Origin of the sequence: Qipengyuania oceanensis, from assembly GCF_009827535.1 — a bacterium.
In the GTDB taxonomy this organism is placed as follows: Bacteria; Pseudomonadota; Alphaproteobacteria; order Sphingomonadales; family Sphingomonadaceae; genus Qipengyuania_C; species Qipengyuania_C oceanensis.
Window position 1 is genome coordinate 511922 of record NZ_WTYN01000001.1, and the last position, 22430, is coordinate 534351.

18 protein-coding genes are annotated in these 22430 nt (G+C 64.0%); 7 read left to right on the forward strand and 11 right to left on the reverse strand.

The window, feature by feature from the left end; translation table 11 throughout:
- Positions 1–2: 2 nt before the first annotated feature.
- Genes GRI48_RS02500 through GRI48_RS02510 form a run of 3 tightly spaced genes read right to left on the reverse strand, consistent with a single transcriptional unit; the run spans position 3 to position 3147 of the window.
- Positions 3–506: a CinA family protein gene (locus tag GRI48_RS02500; protein WP_160670948.1), complete on the reverse strand. Its 504-nt coding sequence runs from the start codon at positions 504–506 to the stop codon at positions 3–5.
- A complete protein-coding gene (ligA, locus tag GRI48_RS02505; RefSeq protein WP_160670951.1) occupies positions 503–2572 on the reverse strand; it encodes an NAD-dependent DNA ligase LigA in 2070 nt (689 codons plus the stop codon). Before ligA ends, GRI48_RS02500 begins: the two co-directional genes overlap by 4 nt.
- A gap of 50 nt (positions 2573–2622) precedes the next feature.
- Positions 2623–3147, reverse strand: a complete 525-nt coding sequence (locus tag GRI48_RS02510) for a ubiquitin family protein (RefSeq protein ID WP_160670954.1) — start codon at positions 3145–3147, stop codon at positions 2623–2625.
- 112 nt (positions 3148–3259) lie between these two features.
- On the opposite strand from GRI48_RS02510, the gene GRI48_RS02515 reads away from it, so the two are divergent.
- Positions 3260–4504 carry an SAM-dependent methyltransferase gene (locus tag GRI48_RS02515; RefSeq protein ID WP_160670957.1) on the forward strand — a complete coding sequence of 415 codons (1245 nt, stop codon included), beginning with the start codon at positions 3260–3262 and terminating at the stop codon, positions 4502–4504.
- Between the two features lie 11 nt (positions 4505–4515).
- On the opposite strand, the gene GRI48_RS02520 is transcribed toward GRI48_RS02515, so the two are convergent.
- The 4 genes from GRI48_RS02520 to GRI48_RS02535 form a co-directional block, all read right to left on the reverse strand.
- On the reverse strand, positions 4516–4656 hold the full coding sequence (locus tag GRI48_RS02520) for a hypothetical protein (protein WP_160670960.1): 141 nt from the start codon (positions 4654–4656) through the stop codon (positions 4516–4518).
- 129 nt (positions 4657–4785) lie between these two features.
- Positions 4786–6450 (reverse strand): DNA repair protein RecN, encoded by a 1665-nt coding sequence (gene recN / locus GRI48_RS02525; protein WP_160670963.1) that lies wholly within the window; start codon positions 6448–6450, stop codon positions 4786–4788.
- A gap of 75 nt (positions 6451–6525) precedes the next feature.
- Entirely contained in the window at positions 6526–7224 is a 699-nt protein-coding gene (locus GRI48_RS02530; protein ID WP_160675267.1) for a carbonic anhydrase, read from the reverse strand.
- 252 nt (positions 7225–7476) lie between these two features.
- Positions 7477–8292: an outer membrane protein assembly factor BamD gene (locus GRI48_RS02535; RefSeq protein WP_160670966.1), complete on the reverse strand. Its 816-nt coding sequence runs from the start codon at positions 8290–8292 to the stop codon at positions 7477–7479.
- 176 nt (positions 8293–8468) lie between these two features.
- On the opposite strand from GRI48_RS02535, the gene GRI48_RS02540 reads away from it, so the two are divergent.
- Positions 8469–9167 (forward strand): Flp family type IVb pilin, encoded by a 699-nt coding sequence (locus GRI48_RS02540; RefSeq protein ID WP_160670969.1) that lies wholly within the window; start codon positions 8469–8471, stop codon positions 9165–9167.
- Positions 9168–9277: 110 nt separating this feature from the next.
- The gene (locus GRI48_RS02545; RefSeq protein ID WP_160670972.1) at positions 9278–9451 is read left to right on the forward strand and encodes a Flp family type IVb pilin; all 174 of its coding nucleotides are present in this window, start codon (positions 9278–9280) and stop codon (positions 9449–9451) included.
- Positions 9452–9484: 33 nt separating this feature from the next.
- Here the strand turns inward: GRI48_RS02545 and lepA are convergent, their stop codons facing one another.
- The 3 genes from lepA to GRI48_RS02560 all read right to left on the reverse strand — a co-directional run bounded on the left by lepA (position 9485) and on the right by GRI48_RS02560 (position 15850).
- The gene (gene lepA / locus GRI48_RS02550) at positions 9485–11302 is read right to left on the reverse strand and encodes a translation elongation factor 4 (RefSeq protein ID WP_160670975.1); all 1818 of its coding nucleotides are present in this window, start codon (positions 11300–11302) and stop codon (positions 9485–9487) included.
- A gap of 56 nt (positions 11303–11358) precedes the next feature.
- Positions 11359–13482 (reverse strand): sensor domain-containing protein, encoded by a 2124-nt coding sequence (locus GRI48_RS02555; RefSeq protein WP_337190754.1) that lies wholly within the window; start codon positions 13480–13482, stop codon positions 11359–11361.
- Positions 13483–13663: 181 nt separating this feature from the next.
- Complete coding sequence (locus GRI48_RS02560; RefSeq protein ID WP_160670978.1) at positions 13664–15850, reverse strand: EAL domain-containing protein; 2187 nt, start codon at positions 15848–15850, stop codon at positions 13664–13666.
- A gap of 202 nt (positions 15851–16052) precedes the next feature.
- Between GRI48_RS02560 and GRI48_RS02565 the strand changes: the two genes are divergently transcribed.
- From GRI48_RS02565 to GRI48_RS02580, 4 genes are all read left to right on the forward strand, one after another.
- Positions 16053–17375 (forward strand): FAD-dependent oxidoreductase, encoded by a 1323-nt coding sequence (locus GRI48_RS02565; RefSeq protein ID WP_160670981.1) that lies wholly within the window; start codon positions 16053–16055, stop codon positions 17373–17375.
- A 74-nt stretch (positions 17376–17449) separates the two neighbouring features.
- A complete protein-coding gene (locus GRI48_RS02570; RefSeq protein ID WP_160670984.1) occupies positions 17450–19141 on the forward strand; it encodes a PHA/PHB synthase family protein in 1692 nt (563 codons plus the stop codon).
- A 28-nt stretch (positions 19142–19169) separates the two neighbouring features.
- Positions 19170–20015, forward strand: coding sequence for an alpha/beta fold hydrolase (locus GRI48_RS02575; protein ID WP_337190755.1), 846 nt, complete (start codon positions 19170–19172; stop codon positions 20013–20015).
- Positions 20016–20039: 24 nt separating this feature from the next.
- Positions 20040–21524, forward strand: coding sequence for an MFS transporter (locus GRI48_RS02580; RefSeq protein ID WP_160670987.1), 1485 nt, complete (start codon positions 20040–20042; stop codon positions 21522–21524).
- Here GRI48_RS02580 and GRI48_RS02585 read toward each other — a convergent pair.
- Positions 21521–22414: an alpha/beta fold hydrolase gene (locus tag GRI48_RS02585; protein WP_160670990.1), complete on the reverse strand. Its 894-nt coding sequence runs from the start codon at positions 22412–22414 to the stop codon at positions 21521–21523. The two genes, GRI48_RS02580 and GRI48_RS02585, sit on opposite strands and share 4 nt — an antisense overlap.
- Positions 22415–22430 lie beyond the last annotated feature (16 nt).

Below are 22430 nucleotides of genomic sequence, written 5' to 3' on the forward strand. Positions count from 1 at the left end.
GCTCAGCGAGCCTCCGACAGAACCGTCTCCAGATGCGCCAGCGCGGCGCGGGCGAAGGTCTCCATGTTGGCGATGCGCTCGTCGCTGCCGGTCACGGTGACATGCGTCCACATGGTATCCAGCGGCCCTGCCACGGCGGCGCAGCTTCGGCCTGCGGGCGCACCGCTCGGATGGGTCGAGCCGCCGACCGACCCGCTTTCGGCCAGCCCCCAATCGGCCTGGAAATTGTCGCGGATGCCGCGCGCCTGCAGCAAGGCGTAATGCTCGCTGGTGCCGGTTGCACCGCGGTAGGCGTCGCGCGGCAGATCGAACAGCACGTCCCGCGCCCGCAGCGAGTAGACCACGCCGCCACCCACGAAGAAATCGAGCGCGCCGGGCACGGTGAGCAGGCTGGCCACGAGCAGGCCCCCGGTCGCGCCATCGGCGACCGCGATCTTTTCGCCCCGTGCACGCAGCAGTGCAGCTATCCGCGCCGCCTGCGGATGGAGTTCCGCGAGCAGGCTCATCCCGCCTCCTCCACGATCTGTGCCCACCCTGCCTCGTCGATAACCTCGATGCCTAGTTCGGCGGCTTTCTTCAGCTTGCTGCCAGCACCCGGCCCGGCGACCAGCAAGTCCGTCTTGGCGCTCACCGATCCACTAGCCTTGGCACCAAGCCGTTCGGCCTGGGCCTTGGCCTCGTCGCGGCTCATCGTTTCCAGTTTGCCGGTAAAGACGACGGTCTTGCCGGCCACCCGGCTTGCGAGTGTCTCGATCTCGTAGCGGGGCGGTGTGACTTCGCCGAGAATGTCTTCCCAGACCGCGACGTTGTGATCCTCGTGAAAGAAATCGCCGAGTGCCTCGACAACGGCCGACCCGATACCGTCGATCGCGGTCAGTTCTGCTGCGGCGCCATCATCGCCCCCGTGCGCCCTTTCCGCTGTTTCGCGGAGCATCGGGAGGCCGTGGAAATGCTTGAGCAAATCACGTGCGGTGACCGCGCCGACATGCCGGATGCCGAGGCCGAACAGCAGCCGCGCGGCATCGGGCGAACGTCGCGCCTCGATACTGGCGAGCAGCTTGTCGACCGACGTTTCCTTCCATCCGTCTAGCGCGAGAATGTCCTCCCGCCGGTCCTTGAGGCGGAATATATCTGCCGGACTTTCCAGCCAGCCGAGGGCGAAGAACTGGTCGATCGTCTTTTCGCCGAGCCCGTCGATATCCAGCGCGGCACGGCTCACGAAGTGCTTGAGCCGCTCGGTTCGCTGCGCTGGACAGATCAGGCCGCCGGTGCAGCGCACGTCGACCTCGCCTTCCTCCGCAACAGCCTCGCTTCCGCACTCCGGGCAGTGATCGGGGAATGCGAAGGGTTCGCGCTCGGCATCGCGGGTGAGGTTCTCGACGACTTGAGGGATCACATCCCCGGCGCGCTGGATCACTACGCGGTCCCCCGGACGCACGCCGAGCCGCGCGATCTCGTCGCGATTATGCAGCGTGACATTGGTCACGGTGACGCCGCCGACCAGCACCGGGGCGAGCCTGCCGACCGGTGTCAGCTTGCCCGTACGACCGACCTGGATGTCGATCGCCTCCAGCGTGGTCTCGGCACGTTCGGCGGGGAACTTGCGCGCGATCGCCCAGCGCGGGGCCTTTGCGACGAACCCCAATCGCTGCTGCCAGTCGAGCCGATCGACCTTGTAGACCACGCCGTCGATCTCGTAGCCGAGCCCATCGCGAGCGTCGCCGATGCTGCGGTAATGCTGCAGCATTTCCTCAAGCGTCTCGCACCGAGCGAACAGCGGTGAGACTGGCACACCCCAGCTTTCGATCGCGCGAATTACCTCGACCTGGGTCTTGCCCGGAACCGCGCTGGCCGCGCCCCATCCGTGCGCCCAGAAGCGTAGCGGGCGTTGCAAAGTGACGCTCGCATCCTTCTGTCGCAGCGAGCCCGCCGCCGCGTTGCGCGGGTTGGCGAACAGCTTGCCGCCGGCATCCGCCTGTGCAGCATTGAGCGCGGCAAATGACTGTTTTTCCATGTAGACTTCGCCACGTATCTCGAACATCTCGGGCACGTCCTTGCCGCTCAACTGCTGCGGAATATCGGCGATATGCTGCACGTTGGGGGTAACGTTTTCGCCGGTCTGCCCGTCGCCACGCGTTGCTGCCATCACGAGCTTGCCATGCTCGTAGCGCAGCGAGCAGGACAGCCCGTCGATCTTGTCTTCGGCGGTGAACGCTACGGGTTCGTCCTCGCCGAGACTGAGGAAGCGCTTCACGCGGGCGACGAATTCCGCCACTTCCTCGTCCGCAAACGCATTGTCGAGGCTCATCATGCGCACTGCATGCTGCACCTTCGACAAGGGCGAGGCAGCTACCTCGTGGCCGACAGCTACGGACGGAGAATCGTGACGGATCAGATGCGGAAACGCCTCCTCCAGCTCGGCATTGCGCCGCACCAGCGCGTCGTACTCCTGGTCGGTGATCTCCGGATCGTCCTCGGCGTGATAAAGCCGGTTGTGGTGGGCGATCTGCCTGGCGAGCCGCATGAGTTCATTGGCGGCGTCGGCTTCGCTCATATCGGAAGGCTTGGTCATCGTGTCTGCCTATGCCCCAGCACCCGCGCGCGGCAAAGTCACAAAACCGGTCAGGACATGACTGCCAGGCCGGTCTTGTCGAAGCGCCACCCGGCCAGGCCTTTGTTGACGCGGTACTGGTCGTATTCGGCACCGAGGTTCGCCGAGATCCACCCGGCCATGCCGGTGCAGTCGTCGCTGGCGACACATTCGAGGGAATGGACCTGGTAGAGGCGCGCCGATTCACCCGTGATCGAATCGACGATCTGTCCGCCCTTCCAGACGCAGCGATCGTAGGGAGCCAGTTCCGGATAACGTTCGATCAAGGCCGTCTCGACGCTTTCGGGAAGCGCCTTCGGTGTTGCCTCATCGGATAGGATCGTCGCGCAGACGGTTTTCACGTTCGCAGGTCGGGCTTCGAAGTGCTCGTCCAGCACGTGGCGCAGCAAGGCTATGCCGGGAGTATCGGGAAGCTCGGTCGTAAAGCCGCCCACCGGCTCGTTGGGCGACTCCGCGGGAGTTCCCGCCGGAACACAGCCACTCAGAACGAAAGCCGCGAAGGTCGCGACGAACGGGGGCAAGAACACTCTTCGCATCATCGGCAATTTCCTGTCTGGACTATAGACGCAGCGTCTAGTCGCATGTTCCGAGGCGCAAAACTGGACTTCAGGGGTGACACGCAGGCACTTGCGCCAGTATCAAGGCACAATGAGCAAGCGGCTGGTAAACCGGTATCTCGATGGCATCGTCAAGCGCGGCACTCTGGAGGTGACGTTTGCCGATGGCTCAAGGGAACAGTTCGGCAAGGCGGATCCCGGGTTTCCGGACGTCAGGCTCCACTTCACCGACAGCAAGGTCCCGCGTGACATCCTGCTCGACCCGAGGCTGGGCGCGGCCGAGGCCTACATGGACGGTCGGCTGGTGCTGGACGAAGGCGGTATCATGGAGCTGGTCGAACTGCTCCGGTCGAACCAGCCCTGGGACCGCGGCGGGACCATCGGTGGCCCCACAAGGCTGCGTCGCCTTGCCAACCGGATCGCCTTCGCGCGCGAGGCTGTAAACGACCGGATCGGTTCGCAGAAGAACGTCTCGCATCACTACGACATCGGCAACGATCTCTACAAACTCATGCTCGACCCAGAGCACATGCAGTATTCCTGCGCCTATTGGGCCGACGGGGTCGAAACGCTTGGCCAGGCACAGGAAGCCAAGCTGGCGCATATCGCGGCGAAGCTGGCGCTGGACGACGGGCAGAGCGTGCTCGACATCGGTTGTGGCTGGGGCGGGATGGCGATCTATCTCGCCCGTCATTTTGACCTGAAAGTCCACGGCATTACCCTGTCGCGCGAGCAGATCGAGCTCGCCCGGCAGCGTGCCGAGGAAGCCGGCGTTTCCGACCGGGTAACGTTCGAGCTGATCGATTACCGCGAGCTACCGGAGCGCAGCACGCGCTACGACCGGATCGTATCGGTCGGCATGTTCGAGCATGTCGGCCGTCCGCAGTTCGAAACCTTCTTCAAGTCCTGCGCCAATCTTCTGACCGGCGATGGCGTCATGTTGCTCCACACGATCGGCCGGATCGGCGGACCGGGCATGACGGATGCCTTCACCCGCAAGTACATCTTCCCGGGCGGCTATATTCCTGCCTTGTCCGAAACTGTCGCCGCGAGTGAGAAATTCCGGTTGATCGCCAGCGATATCGAGATGCTCCGGCTGCATTACGCCAGGACCCTGCGTGCGTGGTACGCCAACTGCATGGCCAATCGCGACGCCATCGTCGCGATGTACGACGAGACATTCTTCCGGATGTGGACCTTCTATCTCGCCGGGGCGACCTCGAGCTTCGAGGGTGGCGGTATGTGCAATTACCAGATCCAGTACTGCCGCAACCGGCGCGTACTGCCGCTGACGCGCGAGTACATGCCCGAAGCCGAGACCAGGCTGCGCCCGTAGCGCGGCCCGCTCTAGCTCATCTGACCGTCTGGCCGGCCGGCAGTCCGATCCTCGTCCGGGATGTTCATCGCCCGCTGGCGTTTGGCGCGACGCTTGGGTTCGTCGAACTGGAACGATCGATAGGGCGTGTGGTCCAGCAGTTCATATTCCATGGCAGCTCTCCTCTGCACCCCTGCAGGAACTGAAACGGCCGATCCGCCGGGCGGCTCCCGCCCCAGCGCCAAAATGACGAGAAAATCCGGCGAATCGAACGGCTTGCGCCCACCTGACATTTTACGAGGCTAGACGCCTTCCAGCAGCCGATCGGCCTGCGCCCGCGCTTCGGCGGTCACTTCGGCGCCGCTAAGCATGCGGGCGATCTCTTCCTGCCGCTCGGCGGGATCGAGAAGGACGACCGACGTGCGCGTGACGGTGCCTTCAGAAGTCTTGGCGATCATGTAGTGGCGGGCGCCACGAGCCGCGACCTGCGGACTGTGGGTGACGACCAGCACCTGGCCGCCATCGGCAAGCCGTGCGAGCCGCTCGCCGATCGCGCTGGCGACTGCACCGCCGACCCCGCGGTCGATCTCGTCGAAGATCATCGTCGCCGCCCCGCCCTGCTCGGCCAGCGCGACCTTCAGGGCGAGGATGAACCGGGAGAGCTCGCCACCGGACGCGATCTTGGCCAGCGGCGCGAACTCCGCTCCCGGATTGGTCGAGATGAGAAATTCGACCCCGTCCATGCCGTGCGCGCCCCAGCGCTCTTCGGGCAACTCCTCGATCGATGTCCGGAACTGCGCGGAATCGAGCTTGAGGGGCGCGAGCTCGGCGGCAACCGCTTCGTCGAGCTGCCTCGCCGCAGACAAGCGCGCCTCGTGCACCTTTGCCGCCAGCGCACGGAAGGCCGCGCCTGCTTCGCGGGCTGCCTGTTCCAGCGCATCCAGCTGCGCCTCGCCGCCTTCGATCGCATCGAGCTGGCTGCGCATCACGCGCATCTTCTCCGGCAGGTCGTCGACCTCGCAGCGGTGCTTGCGGGCAAGCGCTCGCAGCTCGAACAAGCGCGTCTCGGCCCGCTCGAGTTCCTCCGGATCGTGGATTAATGTGTCGGCGGCAGAATTGAGCCGATCCTCGGCCTCGCCCGCCTCGATGATCGCCCGGTCGAGGCTTGCCAGTGCCTCGGCAAGTAGGTCGTGCTCGGGCGCGATCCGGTCGAGCCTGCGCGCGGCGGACCGAAGCGCCGCCAGCGGCGCGTCCGATCCTTCCCACATGCGCCGCAGTTCCTCGAGGTCTTCGGCGAGGCGTTCGCCCTTCTGCATCGTGGCGCGAACCTCGGCGAGGCGCGCTTCCTCCCCCGCTTGCGGCTCGATCGCGTTGAGTTCGGTCAGATGCGCCAGCAGCAGGTCCTGATCCTCGCGGATCCGGTCGACTTCACCGCGCGCTTCGGCAAGGCGATCCTCGGCGCGTCGCCACGTGGACCAGGCTGACTCCAGTGTTTTTCCGTCGATGCCGGCAAAGCGATCGAGCAAGGCGCGGTGGCCACGGGCATTCACCAGGCCGCGATCGTCGTGCTGGCCATGAAGTTCGACGAGGGCGCTGCCGAGGGTGCGCAACAAAGCCACGCCGACGGGCTGGTCGTTAATGAAAGCCTTGGATCCGCCGTCTGCCTTCAGCTGCCGGCGCACGATCATCGGCTCGCCCGCCTCCATCTCGATATCGGCATCGTCGAGCGCCTCAGCCAAGGCATCGGGCAAGCGCGCGAACTCGAAACTGGCTGTGACGCTGGCCTTGGCCTGCCCTGCCCGCACCAGGCCGCTGTCGGCGCGATCGCCCAGGACCAGTCCAAGCGCGTCGAGCAGGATCGACTTGCCCGCGCCCGTTTCGCCGGTGAGCACACCGAGGCCGCCTGCGAAATCAAGATCGAGCGCCTCGATCAGCACGATGTTGCGGATGGAAAGGCGGGTCAGCATTCTGCTGACATAGATAGCGCAGGCCGCACCCGCAATCACGCTGGCGCGGCCTGCTTATCCTCCGTTACGGGTTGCTCAGCGCGGAGCCACCAGCAGGCGCCCCTTGCGCTCCTGCAGAGAACGCGCACTTGAACCGAGCACTGCTCGCAGTGCCGCTATCTGTTCGGCGCTGGCTTCGACCGGCTCGTTCGCAACGTGCCAGTTCACGCCTTCCGTGCAGGGCGGTGTCGTCAACGAGCCCATGTAGCGCCACACCGCGAGCGTATCGGGGACCATGTCGTCGATATCGACCGTCAGCGCGGTACCGTTGCCCTTCGCGTGCGCCTGCAGCAGGGCCGCGATGCCGGGATTCGCCTCGCCTTCGGTGAACATGACACCGAGCACGCCCAGCCTGCCCTCCTCGGTCGCGTGGACGAAGTGGGCGACCAGCGGATGGCGCTCCCCGTCAAAGGCGTGTTCGGCAGGCGTGTGGAAGTGGACCTGAAGCAGATCGTACTGCGTATCGCCGCTCTTCATGCCCTTATCCTGACCGGGGTCGAAATCGATCTGCACCTTCTGCTTGCCGAGCGAGAGCTTGCCGGCAGCCGTGCCGAAATGGGTCTCGAGCTCCACCGTGGCTCGTGCGTCCGGATCGACGAGGTCGATCGGCGACTGCATGTGGCCGGCATCGCAGGCAGCATACGCAGCATCGACCTCGGACCAGCGTTCCGCCGCCGTTCCGTCGCCAAAGCTCCATTCCTTGGTCTGGGCGACCGCGACACCAGATGCCGCCAGAGCGAGCGCCGCCGTTGCAAGTGCCTATTTCATGATAAAACGTCCTCCTTCGAATTTCACATCGATCGAACGCCGATGGTCTCGAGGAGAAAGCGCTTGGCCCACCTATCCACATCGGCATGTCCGATGCGGTCCGACATCACGTGCGCCGAAAAGGCGCGCGCCAGAGGGGCCCGGTCCGCGCGACCTAGATGCAGCGGACGGACCGGAATTTCAAGTCTTGGCGGATAAAATCAGTGCGGCAGATGCCGCTCAGCTGGCGGTGACGCCCGCGGCATTGTCGCCAACGAGCTCGTAAGCCTTCTCATACCATTCGGTACCGGGATAATTGGCGCCGAGAACCGCCGCGTATTTCACTGCCTCTTCCTTGAGGCCGAGCGAGAGGCTCGTTTCCGTCAGGCGATACAGCGCTTCGGGCGCGTGGCTGGTGGTCTGGTAGTTCTCGACCACGTTCTGGAAACGTAGCTGGGCCGAGATCCACTTGCCCGACCGCTCGTAGAAACGCCCGATCTCCATCTCCTTGCCGGCGAGATGGTCGTTCACGAGGTCGAGCTTCAGACGCGCATCATTGGCATATTCGGTGTTGGGGAATCGACGGACCACCTCGGCCAGCGCGCGCTGAGCCTGTTCGGTAATCTTCTGATCACGCTGCACGTCGCTGATCTGCTCGTAATAGCTGAGCGCGATCAGGTAGTAGGCATAGGGCGCATCCTTGTTACCCGGATGTATCGACAGGAACCGCTGCGCGCTCTGGATAGCGGAGTTGTAATCTGCCGCGACATAATAGCTGAACGCGCTCATTAGCTGTGCCCGGCGTGCCCAAGGCGAATAGGGGTGCTGGCGTTCCACCTCGTCGAACAGGGCGGCGGCCATTTTGGAATTGCCGCGATCGAGCCGGCTCTTCGCCTCTGCATAGAGCGTTTCCACGTCCCGCGCGACGTAGGCTGTGTCCGCCTGGTCGCCGCCGCCGCGCGCGCACCCCGCTACAACGAGGGTCGAACCCAGCAGGAGGGCGGCGAGTGCGGTGCGCAGCCCGCGATGCGAAGCAGTCGTCGACTTGGTGATCATGGACCGAGCCTATAGCCAGCGCACAGGTGAACGCCAAGTGAAGTTGCGGCTGTTCGAAGACGTGTCCACACACATCTCCGCGCGATCCGTTTGCCAAATCGAAAGCATGTTCGTTGTGCATGCATTACAGGGATGCATCCTACATCGGCTCCACACACGTGGAGACCAGGACACCAATGACTACCCTTCACAGGATCGCCCGCGACACGACGGGCGCCTCGACGCTCGAATACGCCATGATGGCTGCATTGATTGCCGTCGCCAGCATGGGGGCGATCGGCGCGCTCGGCAGCGAGGTGGCCACCACCTATGATTCGGTCAGCTCGTCCGTCGCGGACTCCGGCGCATCGGGTAGCGGCAGCAGTGACGATGGCGGCGGCAGCAGCGACGGCAGTGGCAGCGGAGGCAGCGGGAACACCAACGGAAACGGTGGTGGCGGCAACGGTAACGGTAACGGTAACGGGAACGGAAATGGGAACGGAGGTGGCTCCGGCGGGAGCAGCTCTGGCGGAACATCCTCCGGCGGGACCGGGAGCACGACCGGTGGTTCGACGGGAAGCACTACGGGTTCCGGCACGTCCACCGGGGGCAGCACTTCGACGGGGAGTGGCGCGACGACAGGCGGTGGCACGACGACAGGCGGTGGCACTTCGACGGGGGGTGGAACTTCGACTGGGGGTGGCACGTCTACAGGCGGCGGCACTTCAACCGGCGGTGGTACGTCGTCGGGTGGTGGCACGGGATCGGGAACCGGTACGTCCACCGGCGGATCTGGCGGCTCGACTGGCTCGACCGGCGGCACCGGCGGTGGCGGCACTTGGACCGGCGGCAACGGTAACGGCAATGGGAACGGGAACGGCAAGGACAAGAAATAGTCGCAGCGCCGCTCCACCATCCAGGTTTGGGTTAACGCCTTCATAACCCGGCCGTGGCATAGGCTCGCGCGACGGGCGGCCCTTCGGCTTGCCGCCGGGGGGACCAGACAATGCTCAAGAAACTCGATGCCCTGCTGAAGGACAAGACCGGCGCCACCGCGGTCGAATACGCGATCGTCGCGTCGGTGATCTCGGTCGCGGCGCTGGGCGCCTTTCTCGCGGTCGGCCAGCAGTCCAAGGACAACATGGAAAGCGTGGCAACCCAGTACCAGGACGTCCAATAGGCGAGCGCCCGGTCCTTGGGGCCCGGAGGCTTCCTACTCCTCCCCCATCCGCAGCGCAGCGATAAACGCCTCCTGCGGGATGCTCACATTGCCATACTCCCGCATCCGCGCCTTGCCCTTCTTCTGCTTTTCCAACAGCTTTTTCTTGCGCGTGATGTCGCCGCCGTAGCACTTGGCGGTCACGTCCTTGCGCAGGGCGGCGATGGTTTCGCGGGCGATGATCTTGCCGCCGATCGCAGCCTGGATCGGGATCTTGAACAGGTGGCGCGGGATGAGGTCCTTGAGCCGCTCGCACATGCCCCGCCCGCGCTCTTCGGCCACGTTGCGGTGTACGATCAGCGATAGCGCGTCGACCGGCTCGTTGTTGACAAGGATGTTCATCTTCACGAGGTCGCCTTCGCGCAGGCCGATCTGCTCGTAATCGAAGCTGGCATAGCCGCGGCTGATCGATTTCAGCCGGTCGTAGAAATCAAACACCACCTCGTTCAGCGGCAGCTCGTAGGTGACCTGCGCGCGTCCGCCGACATAGGTGAGGTCGGTCTGGATGCCGCGCCGGTCCTGGCACAGCTTGAGGATCGCGCCGAGATACTCGTCGGGCGTGTAGATCACCGCCTTGATCCACGGCTCCTCGATCGATTCGATCCGGCTGGGATCGGGATAGTCGGCAGGGTTGTGCAGCTCGATGACCTTTGCGTCCTCGTTCTTCGTATGGCCGAGCTGGATGCGGTAGACGACCGAGGGCGCGGTAGTGATGAGATCGAGGTCGTATTCGCGGCTCAGCCGCTCCTGGATGATCTCGAGGTGCAGCAGGCCGAGGAAGCCGCAGCGAAAGCCGAAGCCGAGCGCTGCGGAGCTTTCCATCTCGTAACTGAAACTGGCGTCGTTAAGCCGCAGCTTGCCGATGCTCTCGCGCAGCTTCTCGAAATCGGCGGCGTCGACGGGAAATAGGCCGCAAAACACGACCGGCTGGACTTCCTTGTAGCCTTTCAGCGCTTCGGGCGCCCCGCCCTTCACCGTCGTTATGGTGTCGCCGACGCGGGCCTGTTCGACTTCCTTGATCTGCGCGGTGATGAAGCCGATCTCGCCCGGGCCGATTTCCGGCAGGTCGATGCGCTTGGGGGTGAAGGCGCCGACACGGTCGATCAGGTGCTGCGTACCGCCCTGCATGAAGCGGACGTGCAGACCCTTCTTGATAACCCCGTCGATCACCCGCACGAGGATGACCACGCCGAGGTAGGGATCGTACCAGCTGTCGACCAGCATGGCCTTTAGCGGTGCGTCGCGGTCGCCCTTGGGCGGCGGGATCTTGGCGACGATCGCCTCGAGTGTATCCTCGATGCCGATGCCGGATTTCGCGCTGGTGAGCACGGCTTCGGAAGCATCGAGGCCGATGATGTCTTCTATCTCCGCACGAACCTTGTCGGGTTCGGCGGCGGGCAGGTCGATCTTGTTGATGACAGGCACGATCTCGTGATCGTGCTCGATCGACTGGTAGACGTTGGCGAGCGTCTGGGCTTCCACGCCCTGCGCCGCATCGACCACCAGCAATGCGCCTTCGCACGCGGCGAGGCTGCGGCTGACTTCGTAGGCGAAGTCGACGTGGCCGGGCGTGTCCATGAGGTTGAGCTCATAGGTCTCGCCATCCTTGGCAGTGTAGTTGAGGCGCACTGTCTGCGCCTTGATGGTGATCCCGCGCTCGCGCTCGATGTCCATGTTGTCGAGCACCTGCTCGCTCATCTCGCGGTCGGTCAGGCCACCGGTGAACTGGATCAGGCGGTCGGCCAGCGTCGACTTGCCGTGGTCGATATGCGCGATGATGCTGAAATTGCGGATCTTGGAAAGGTCGGTCATTTGCGCCGGCCCTTAGCCGCCCGGATACATCCTGTCAGCAGACATCGTGTTTCGCGTCAGGCGGCGATGTCCACCTGGCTGAAGGCGGGCAAGGCCGGTCGACGATCTGCGCCCGCCCCTACGTCCTTGCCGACCAGCGGATAGGCGCCCGGCGGCAAGGCGGCGAGCGGCATGCCGGCAGCTGCCAGCACGTAAGGCGAAACCCGGTGACGAGTGCACCACCCGTCGCCGCCGTCGTTGACCAGCGGTTCCTCGAACTCCAGCCCCTGCCAGCTCCCTTGCGAGCGGCGGACCTTGGCGACCACGAGTTGGCCTTCGCCGAAATCGACGACGAACTCGGTCCCCACCGGTACGTCGACCAGCCCGTGAACCCGCGCACCCGTCTGCGACAGGTTGCGCATCGTCACCTCGTAGCGATGATCTTCGTGGATCAGACCGACCTTGCGCAGGATGGACCGGCGGTTCGAGCGCGACTTCTCGGGCCCCGATGGCTCGATGCGGATGGAGCCGCCTTCGATCATTGCGAGCACTTCCTCTTGCGGCATGGCCTGGCCGTAGACATAGCCCTGGACCGTCGTCACGCCCCGCTCGCGGATGAAGTCGAGTTCGTCGATCGCCTCGATGCCTTCGGCCGTGGTGTCCATATCCAGCGCCTCGGCGAGGCTGACGATCGCGGCGATGATGGCAGCATTGCCCCGGCCGCCTTCTGTCACGGCCCCGCGAATAAAGCTCTGGTCGATCTTGATCTTGTCGAAAGGAGCATCGCGCAGATAGCCGAGTGAGGAATATCCGGTCCCGAAGTCGTCCAAGGCAAATCGCAGGCCCAGGCGCTTGAGCGAGTCGAACGTCTCGCGGGTCGCCTTGGAATCGCCGATGAACACGCTTTCGGTGATCTCGAGTTCGAGCCGCGACGGTTCGAGCTGCGAGGATGCGAGAGCGTTGGCAACGACCGTCGGCAGGTTCTCGTTCATGAACTGGATCGGCGAGACGTTGACCGCGACGCGGATGTCGTCCGGCCAGGCCACCGCATCTGCACAGGCCTGGCGCAAGACCCACTCGCCCAGCGGCAGGATAAGGCCGGTCTCTTCCGCGACCGAGATGAACGTTGCGGGATTCACGCGGCCCCGCACAGGGTGATCCCAGCGCAGCAAGGCCTCGAAGCCCTTCACCCGGTTTTCGACCGGGCAGGTGAGTGGCTGGTAATGCAGCTGCATCTCGCCGCGATGGAGAGCGTCGCGCAGCTCTTCCTCGATCGCTCGCCGCTCCTGCGCCTTGCGATGCAGGTCATTCGAATAGAAGCGCAACTGTCCGCGGCCGGCTTCTTTTGCCGCATAGAGCGCTAGGTCGGCGCTGCGGGTCAGTTCCTCGGCATCGATACCGTCATACGGTGCGATCGCGATGCCGACCGAAGCGCCGATCGCGCAGCTCGATCCCTGGATGGTATAGGGCTGGCTGAGAAGCTGGATGATCTGGTCGGCCTTCGGGCCGAGCACGCCGCGGTCGTCGACATCGGGCAGGATCACCTGGAACTCGTCGCCGCCCAGCCGGCCGAGTTCGAACTGTTCCTCGGTGACCCGCTGCAGCCGCTGCGCGACCTGCTTCAACAACTCGTCGCCGGCCTGGTGACCCAGCGTATCGTTGACCTGCTTGAACCGGTCGAGGTCGAGCATCATCAGCGCACAGGTGCGTTCCGTCAGCATGCAGGTCGACATCAGCGCTTCGAGCCGGTGCGACATGTATGCGCGGTTGGACAATCCGGTCAGGCTGTCGTGGCGCACCGAAGTCTGCGCGGCAGCCCGCTGGCGGCGGGCTTCAGTGACGTCCCTGGCGTGGCCCTGATAACCGATGAACTGCCGATCGGCATCGAATTGCGGGCGCCCGCTGACCGACCACCACCGCTCGTGGCTGTTGGTGTTGGCGGGAAACTCCCGATCCACGAACTTGCCCTTGGAACGCAGCTGAAAGGTGAGGCTGCGGCCCTGCGAGCTTTCCGATCCGTGCGCCGGCGTGCGGAACAGCACTTCGACCGGCTGTCCGAGCAAGTCGGCCGTCGACTTGCCTAGTATTTCTGCGGCGAATGGCGACACATAGGTGAGGCGACAATCGGCGTCTGCCGCCCAGAACCAGACCTGTCCCGAGGATTCGCAATCCAGCATCGTCGCCAGCTGCTTTTCGCGCACGCTTTTGGAACCGTCCTGTGACGATTTGCGGAATGCTCCGAACAGACCTGAAATGGAATTCTTTGGTCGAGGCACTCGATCGTTCCGTTCTTGGTGTTCGCAAGAGGTCGCGGTTAGGGATCGCTTACCGCGCAACTCTTAGAAAATAGCTAAGACCGCGGATGCCGGGGGCCCGGAACCCTTAACCCAGCTGCGGAACCAGCTGGAAGCGCGGAACGCTTTTGCTCGCGACCTGCGCTGCAGGCAGCCCGGTGTACCTGCCGGCAGGCAGCGCTTCGAGCGGGGCTCCGACCGCTGCAAGCTCGTAGGGCGAGACACGGTGGCGCGTGCACAGGCCACCGGCTCCGTCGTCGACCAGTTCCTGTTCGAATTCGAGCCCCTGCGTATCCTCGGAGGCACGCTTGACGGTCGCGACGGCCAGCTGCCCGCCGCCGAAGTCGACCACGAACTGCTCGCCCAGCGGTACATCGCGCAAGCCTTCGATCATGCAGCCGCTGCGCGAGAGATTACGCATGGTCACTTCGTAATAGTGATCTTCGTGGATCAGCCCGACCTTGCGGAACACGGTGCGCCGGCTGGCGCGCTGGGAACCGCTGGCAAGCGGTTCGATGTGCCAGGTGCCGCCCTTCAGCGCCTTGTCGAGCTGCTCCTTGTCGAGCGCGTCGGAGAAAACGTACCCCTGCACCTGCGCGACCCCGCAGGCGACCACGAGATCGAGCAGTTCGATCGATTCCACGCCGTCGGCAATCGTGTCCATGCCCATCGCCTTGGCGAGCGTGACGATCGCCTTGATGAGCTCGGTATCCGGCTTGTCGTCGAACATCGTGCCGAGCAGAAATTTCTCGCCGATCTTGATGGAGTTGAACGGCGCGCGGCGCAGGTAGCTGAGCGAGGAGAACCCCGCGCCGAACTGGTCGAGCGTCAGGCGCACGCCCATCTTGAACAGCGCGGACAGCACCTTGTCGGCGCTGCCGGCATCGCCGAGGAAAACCGATTCCGACAGCTGCAATTCGAGCCGTTCGGCCGGCAGGCCGCTTTCCTTCAGGGCCTTTTCGACTTTCTGCACGAAGCCGTCGGTGGTGAACTGTACCGACGAAACGTTGAGCGCGACGTTGATTTCGCCTTCCCACTGCATGGCTTCCATGCAGGCCTGGTTGAGAGCCCATTCGCCCAGCTGAACGATCAGGCGGCTCCCCTCCGCAATCGGCAGGAAAGTGGCCGGGCTGACTTCGCCACGCTCCGGGTCGATCCAGCGATATTGCGCTTCAAGCGCGACGACGCGGTTTGCGCCTGCTGAAACGATCGGCTGATAGGCGAGAGAGAATTCGCCGCCGTCGATCGCTGAGCGCAGGTCTTCTTCCATGCGCTTGCGCAGGTTCGCCTCGTGCTCGAGATCGGTGGAATAGAAGCGGAACTGCCCGCGTCCCCCGCCCTTCGCCGCGTAGAGCGCGAGGTCGGCGGAACGAGTAACCTCCTCGCGCGTGATGCCGTCGTGCGGCGCGATCGCGATGCCGACCGATGCGCCGATCGATGCCCGGCCCTCTTCCAGCGAATAGGGCTGCGAAAGCATCTCGATGATCTTCTTGGCGATTTCGCCCAGCTTGCCGCGATCGTCCATGTCGGGAAGCATGACCTGGAATTCGTCACCGCCGAGGCGCCCGATCTCGCAGCCACCGTCGATGACCCGCTGCAAGCGCGAGGACACCTGCCGCAACAGTTCATCGCCCGCTGCGTGACCGAGTGTGTCATTGACCTGCTTGAAGCGGTCCAGATCGAGCATCATGATCGCGCAATTGCGCTTTGCGGCGCGAAAGGCGTTGAGCGTGGAATCGATGCGTTGCGCCATCCGGTGCCGGTTGGATAGCCCGGTGAGCGAATCGTACTTGGCGAGGCGCTCCGATTCCTCTTCGGCGCGCCGTTCCTCGGTGATGTCGAGGCAGCTTCCGCGCCACCCGCGGAAATCCCCGCTCCTGTCGAGCAGCGGCTTGCCGGACAGCTTCAGAGCGAGATCGCAACGCTCGCCGCTGGCCCGGACGGTGAGGCCGGTGAACGGCTTGCCGGCATTGAGCTTGAGCGACAGCGAGCGGGCTCCGCCCGAGGCCTGGTCGGTTTCGAACAGCGCCTGCATCGGCTTGCCGAGCAGATCGGTGGGTTCGCATCCCATCGCTTCGGCGATCATCGGACTGAGATAGGAAACCCGGCCCGCCTTGTCGGTTGCCCAGAACCAGCCGAGGCCCAGCTTCTCGAGGTCGTCGATAATGGACAGCTTGTCGTCGGCAGAAATCGAGCCGAGCCCGATCCGCGCCTCACGACTGCTTCCAGACCCTTTCAGGCTGTCAAAAATGCCCTTGAAAGGCATCTCGCCCATGACTGCGACTTCCCCCGGTGAAACTTCAGTGAACCCTGGGTAGAACGGAAGGGTTAGTTTTTCCCTAATTCCGGAGCTCTCCAAAGCACACCGGCAAGGCGGTTTTAACCATTGTGAGAGGCGCTTGGGGCGCGTGTCGGCTTGAAACCTGCCCGATTGCGCGCCATGGTCCGCCACGGGAAGAGAGGGCGAGACAAAGCCTATGCGTCACATCGCGATCGTCGGCTCGGGACCGGCCGGCTACTACACTGCCGAGGCCGCGCAAAAGCACTGGGGAGACGATGTCGCGATCGACGTGTTCGACCAATTGCCCGTGCCCTACGGCTTGATCCGCACCGGCGTGGCTCCCGATCACCAGTCGATCAAGGGCGTCTCGCGCAGATACGAGAAAGTGGCGCTGAGCGAGAACGTGCGCTTCGTCGGCAATATCAACATCGGGCGGGACGTTTCGGTTGCGGAACTGCAGGGCCTCTACGATGCCGTGATCTTCGCGACCGGCGCGCCCAACGATCGCGCGCTGGGGATCGAGGGTGAGGATCTTGCGAACGTGTTCGGCAGCGCCGCCTTCGTCGGGTGGTACAACGGTCACCCGCAATTCGCAGGGTTGGGCCCCGACCTGTCGGGGCATCACGCGGTCGTCATCGGGATGGGCAACGTCGCGCTGGATGTTGCCCGCATCCTTTCGAAAACGCAGGACGAATTTGCGGGCAGCGACATCGTGGCTCACGCACTCGATGCATTGCGCCCATCGAAAATCAGGACCGTCACGATCGTGGGCCGGCGCGGGCCTCACCAGATCATGATGACGCCCAAGGAACTGGGTGAACTTATGCATCTGGAGCGGGCCAGTCCGCGGGTCGATCCGGGCGACCTGCCGCCCGAGGCGGACGACGCGATCCTGGAGCCGGGACTGCGCAAGTCGGTGAATTTGCTGCGCGATTTCGCCGCTATTCCGGAAAGCGAACGCGCGGACAAGGCGATCGAAATCGAGTTCGACATGTTCGCCAGTCCCACGCGCTTCGTCGGCGAGAACGGCAAGGTCAGCGGCGTCGAGGTCGAGCGCACCGTGGTCGAAGCGGGTCGCGCCCGCGGCACGGGAGAACACTACGTCATCCCGGCAAGCCTGGTCGTCAGCTGTATCGGCTATCGCAGTTCGCCTATCGCGGACGTCCCATTCGACGAGCGCGCGGGGCGCTTCGCCAATGACGACGGCCGGATCCTGCCGGGGATGTATTGCGTCGGCTGGGCGCGCCGCGGCCCGACCGGGACGATCGGCACCAATCGTCCCGATGGCTACGACGTCATCGACAAGGTGGCCGAGGACGCGCAAGCCGGTGTTCTCGGGCGCGGCGGCAAGCAGGGACGCGCAGGCTTCGATGCGCTTGCAAGCGAACGCGGGCTCGACGTCGTCACGTTCCGCGACTGGCAGAAGATCGAGGAAGCGGAGAACGCGGCCGCCAGGGACGGGTCGCCGCGCGAGAAATTCGTGGATGTGGCAAGCATGATCGCGGCCCGCGGAAACTGACGGAACGCTGCGTCGAGCATGCGCGTTCATTTCGCGAACCGTTTGCAAAACAAAAACATGACGAGGATGACCCGATGACTACCCACCTGGAGAACGAAGCCTCACAATCGACGAGCGCGCTCGGCCCGCTCGTCGGACTGGCCCGCGAGGACATCATCGGCGCGGTTGCGATCTTGCTCCGCGAAACTGCCACCAATCCCCAGCGTAATATGAAACACGCGCAGGCGATGGGCATGGACATGGTCAAGATCATGACCGGCCAGTCCGAGCTTGCGCCCGATCCCAAAGACAAGCGGTTCAAGGATCAGGCATGGCAGTACAATCCCTTCATGCGGGCCGGGATGCAGTATTACCTCGCCGTGCAGAAAGGCATGTCCAACTGGCTCGAGGATCTCGAGCTGGACGAACTCGAGCGCGATCGTGCGCGCTTCATTTCCAATATTATCATCGATTCGGTGGCGCCGACCAATACTCTGATCGGCAATCCGACGGCGCAGAAGGTCGCGATCGATTCAGGCGGGCTGTCGCTCATCAAGGGTCTTAAGAACGCCTATGACGACATGGTCCACAACAAGGGCATGGTCAGCCAGGTCGACAAGAAGCCTTTCAAGCTCGGCGAGAACGTGGCGACGTCGAAAGGTTCGGTCGTGCTGCGCACCGAGATGTTCGAACTGATCCAGTATGCGCCGACCACCGACGAGGTCCACGCCGTTCCCCAGCTGACGATCCCGCCGCAGATCAACAAGATGTACATCAACGACCTGTCGCCGGACAAATCGGTCGTCAAATACCAGCTCGACAACGGCATCCAGACCTTCGTCATCTCGTGGCGCAATCCGTCCAAGGAACAGGGCGTGTGGGACATGGCGGATTACATCCGCTCCTGCCGCGAGGCGATGGAGGCGGTCGCCAAGATCACCGAAAGCGACAAGGTGAACGTGTCTGCCGGGTGCTCCGGCGGCCAGACGGCCTCCATGCTGGCGAGCAAGATGGCCGCCGACAAGGACGACCTGCTCGGCGCACTGACGCTGATGGTCTGCGTGCTCCATCCGCAGCAGAACGACATCGAGGCCGGCTCGCTGATCAGCGATAACGGCCTGGCGCTCGCCAAGCGGCGCGCCACCAAGGCGGGCATCATCAAGGGCGACGATCTGGCGCGCGGCTTTGCCTGGTTGCGTCCGAACGACCTCATCTGGAACTATGTCATCAACAACTATCTGCTCGGGCAGGACCCGCCGGCTTTCGACGTGCTGTTCTGGAATGCCGATGCGACCAACCTGTCAGCCAGCCTGATGGGCGACTTCCTGCACATCTATGAAACGCTGGCCTTCACCAAGAAGGGCGAAGTCGAAATGGTCGATCACAAAGTCGACCTTTCAAAGGTGACGAGCGACCTGTTCATCCTCGGCGGCGTGACCGATCACATCACCCCGTGGAAAGCGACCTACCGGTCGACCCAGTTGTTCGGGTCGAAGGACGTGACCTATGTACTCAGCCAGTCGGGCCACATGCAGGCGATCCTCAACCCGCCGGGCAACCCCAAGGCAAAGTATTACGTCCAGAAAGACGGCAGGAAGAAACTGCCCGCGACCGCCGACGAATGGCTGAAAGGGACCGAGGAAGTCGCCGGAAGCTGGTGGCCGTTCTGGATCGAATGGGTCCAGAAACGTTCTGGCGAAAAGATCCCGGCACCCGACAAGCTGGGGAATGCCGACTACAAACCGCTGGACCCGGCCCCCGGAAAGTATGTAGTCGAGGAAGTCTGACCCCTCCCCCACATCGAAGGATGATTGCGTGACGCAGAAAATCGGCAGCGGCGAAATGTCGCTGGAAACGGCGGGAGGCCGGACATTGCGCGTTGCGCGCTGGCGGCTCGATAAACCCAGCGATCACCCTCCGGTGCTTTTCTTTAACGGGATCGGCGCCAATATCGAGGCCGTCTCCCCGCTCGCCGAAGCGCTGAGCGATCGCGGCTTCATCATGTTCGACATGCCCGGCGTCGGCGGCTCACCCGAGCCGACCGTGCCGTACAACCCCTTCACCATGAGCTGGACGGCGGCGAAAATCCTCGACAAGTTCGGCATTTCCGAAGTTGACGTCATGGGCGTGAGCTGGGGCGGCGCCATGGCGCAGCACTTCGCACTGCAGCACTCGGGGCGTGTCCGCCGCGTAGTCCTCTGCGCCACGACCGCCGGGATGCTGATGGTGCCCGGCAATCCGGCCGCGCTCACCAAGATGGCGAACCCGCGCCGCTACATCGATCCCAAGTTCATGAACGAGCACTTCCAGACGCTCTATGGCGGCGCGATCGACAAGGCCCGGCCCAAGGACGCGCATATCGGCCGCCTCACTCCGCCGACCCCCCGCGGCTATTTCTACCAGCTGCTTGCCATGCTCGGCTGGACGAGCGTACCCGGCCTGCCTTTCCTCAAGCAGCCGACGCTGATCATGATGGGCGGAGACGACCAGATCGTCGTGCCGATCAACGGCAAGATCCTCGCCAGCCTGATCCCGAATTCTACGCTGGTCGAGATCGAGGACGGCGGGCACCTGTTCCTGTTGACCCACGAGGAGCAGAGCATTCGCACGATCCGCGAGTTTCTGGACTCGCCAGAGGCGGAGGCCCGCGCCGCCGCCTGATCGGGCGCTGCGCTGGAATCTTCCATGGACACGGCGCAAACCGACCCGAAAATCGTTTTGGACGGCGCGAGGCAATCGCGCGGTGATGGCGGCGCGCTCGGCCGGACAGGCTTTGCCTGGGCGATCTTCGAATGGGCGCGCAATCCCTATTACATCCTCGTCGTCATTTATATTTTCGCGCCCTATTTCGCGCGCGACATCATCGGGGCTGACCTCCTCGCGAGCGGCGATCTTGCCGGCATGTCTCCCGACGAGGCGCTGAAGACGGCCAATGCGACCGGACAGGCGACCATCGCTTCGGTGACCAAGTGGGCAGGCTTCATCGCCGCGCTCACTGCGCCATTCCTCGGCGCGGCGCTCGATCGCGGAGGGCGGCTGAAGCCCCTGCTCGCCGTGTTCCTGAGCGCGATCGTCGTAAGCTCCGCCATGCTCTGGTGGGCGATGCCGGGCGGTCAGGGGCTGCCGATCCCGGCTATCATGGCGCTGCTGGTCGTCGCCTATGTCTCCTTCACCTATTCCGAGGTTACGCATAATTCGATGCTGGCTGTTGCCGGCACGCCCGACCGCCTGTCGATGATCTCGGGCCTGGGCCTGGGACTGGGTAATCTGGCCGCCACGCTGATCTTCGTCGCCATTGCCCTGCTGTTCGTGCTGCCGGCAACGATGCAGTGGCCGCTGGCGGCCCCTGCATTCGGGCTCGATCTCGCGAAGTTCGAGCATGCGCGACTGGTCGGCCCGATCTGCGCGGTCTGGCTGGCGGTCTTTTCGATCCCGTTCTTCCTCAATGCCCGCGACCCCGGCGTACCGGGTGCAAGCTGGCGTCTGGCCTTTGCCGAAGGCATCCGCAGCGTCGTCCGGACGATAAGGGCCGCGGCGCAATACCGCGAACTGATGAAGTACCTCGTCGCGCGCATGTTCTACGCCGACGCGATGGCAGCATTGCTGGCGCTGGGCGCGGTCTATGTCGCGCTGTTCCTGGAGTGGGGATTTCTCGAAATGCTATGCTTCGCCATCCTGGCGAGTGCATCGGCCTTCGGGGGCGGTATCCTCGGCGGTTGGCTCGATACGAGGATCGGTGTGAAGAACGCCCTGATCCTCGAAATCGTGGTGATGGTCGTCACGCTCGTGCTGCAATTGAGCGTGACGCAGGACAGTTTGCTGTTCGGCCTGGTCGCCAACGAACAGGTGTGGAGCGGGCCCTTCTTCCAGACCCGCGCCGACCTGTTCTATCTCTCGCTCGTCTCGGTCATCGGTATCACCGCCACGGCCAGCATCTCGTCGAGCAGGGCCATGCTGGTGACACTCGCCCCGCCCGGCCGCAGCGGCGAGTTCTTCGGACTGTATGCCATCGCCGGGACGATCACCGTCTGGATGGGCCCGCTGCTGGTCGAATATTTCACCCTCTGGTTTAACGACCAGCGGATCGGATTCGGTTCGATCTCGGTGCTGTTCCTGATCGGGCTGGCAATTCTGTTCAGTGTTCGCATGCCGGAGCGTGCAAGCGCCTAGCCGCGCGTTTCCAGCCAAGCCATCAGTTCCGCATTGACCTTCTCCGGCACATCCTGCTGGACCCAGTGCGATGCATCGGGAAAGCGCCTCACCGTCAGGTCTTCGACATAGTCCTCCATCCCGTCGAGCACCTCGATGCTGATCGCGACATCCTGCTCGCCCCACAGGACGAGCGTCGGTACGTCCACCCGACCATCGCCGATCCGGCGTGCGTCCGGGCGGCGCAGAAGTGCGCGGTAGTAATTCACCATCGCCGTCGCAGCGCCCGGTCGCAGCGCCGCCTGGCGATAGGGTTCGAGCGCCGCTTCGGTGAACCGGTCCTTGTGAATCGCCGACCCGCGGAACGCCTCGACCACGGTCTGCGCTTCGTCCTTCAGCAGCATCCGCTCTGGCAGGCGCGGCAGCTGGAAGAAGAAAATGTACCAGCTCTTCTTCAGCTGGCGCCAGGTCCTGAGCTCGCGCTGCGCGCACTTGGGATGGGGCACGTTGAGAATCACCAGGCGATGCAGTGGCCGCACTTTCTTGATCGCGAAGTGCCAGGCGATCAGCGCACCCCAGTCGTGCGCGATCAGGGTCACCTCCTTCGCGCCGCTCGCGTCGATCAGTCCGGCGATGTCCTGCGCCAGCGTATCGAGCCGATAGGACTCGATCCCTTCCGGCCGGTCGCTCGCACCGTAGCCGCGCAGATTCGGGGCCCACACCCGGTAACCCATTTGCGCCAGCACCGGGATCTGGTGTCGCCAGCTGTAATGCAATTCGGGAAAACCGTGCAGCAGCAGCGCAAGCCGGTCCCCTTCGCCAGCCTGCGCGACCTCGAAAGCAAGGCCATTCGCCTCGACCTCGGCGATCGAAATGCCGCTCGTCGGGTCGGGATTCCAGCTCGGCGTCATAGCTGTTTTCTCCAGT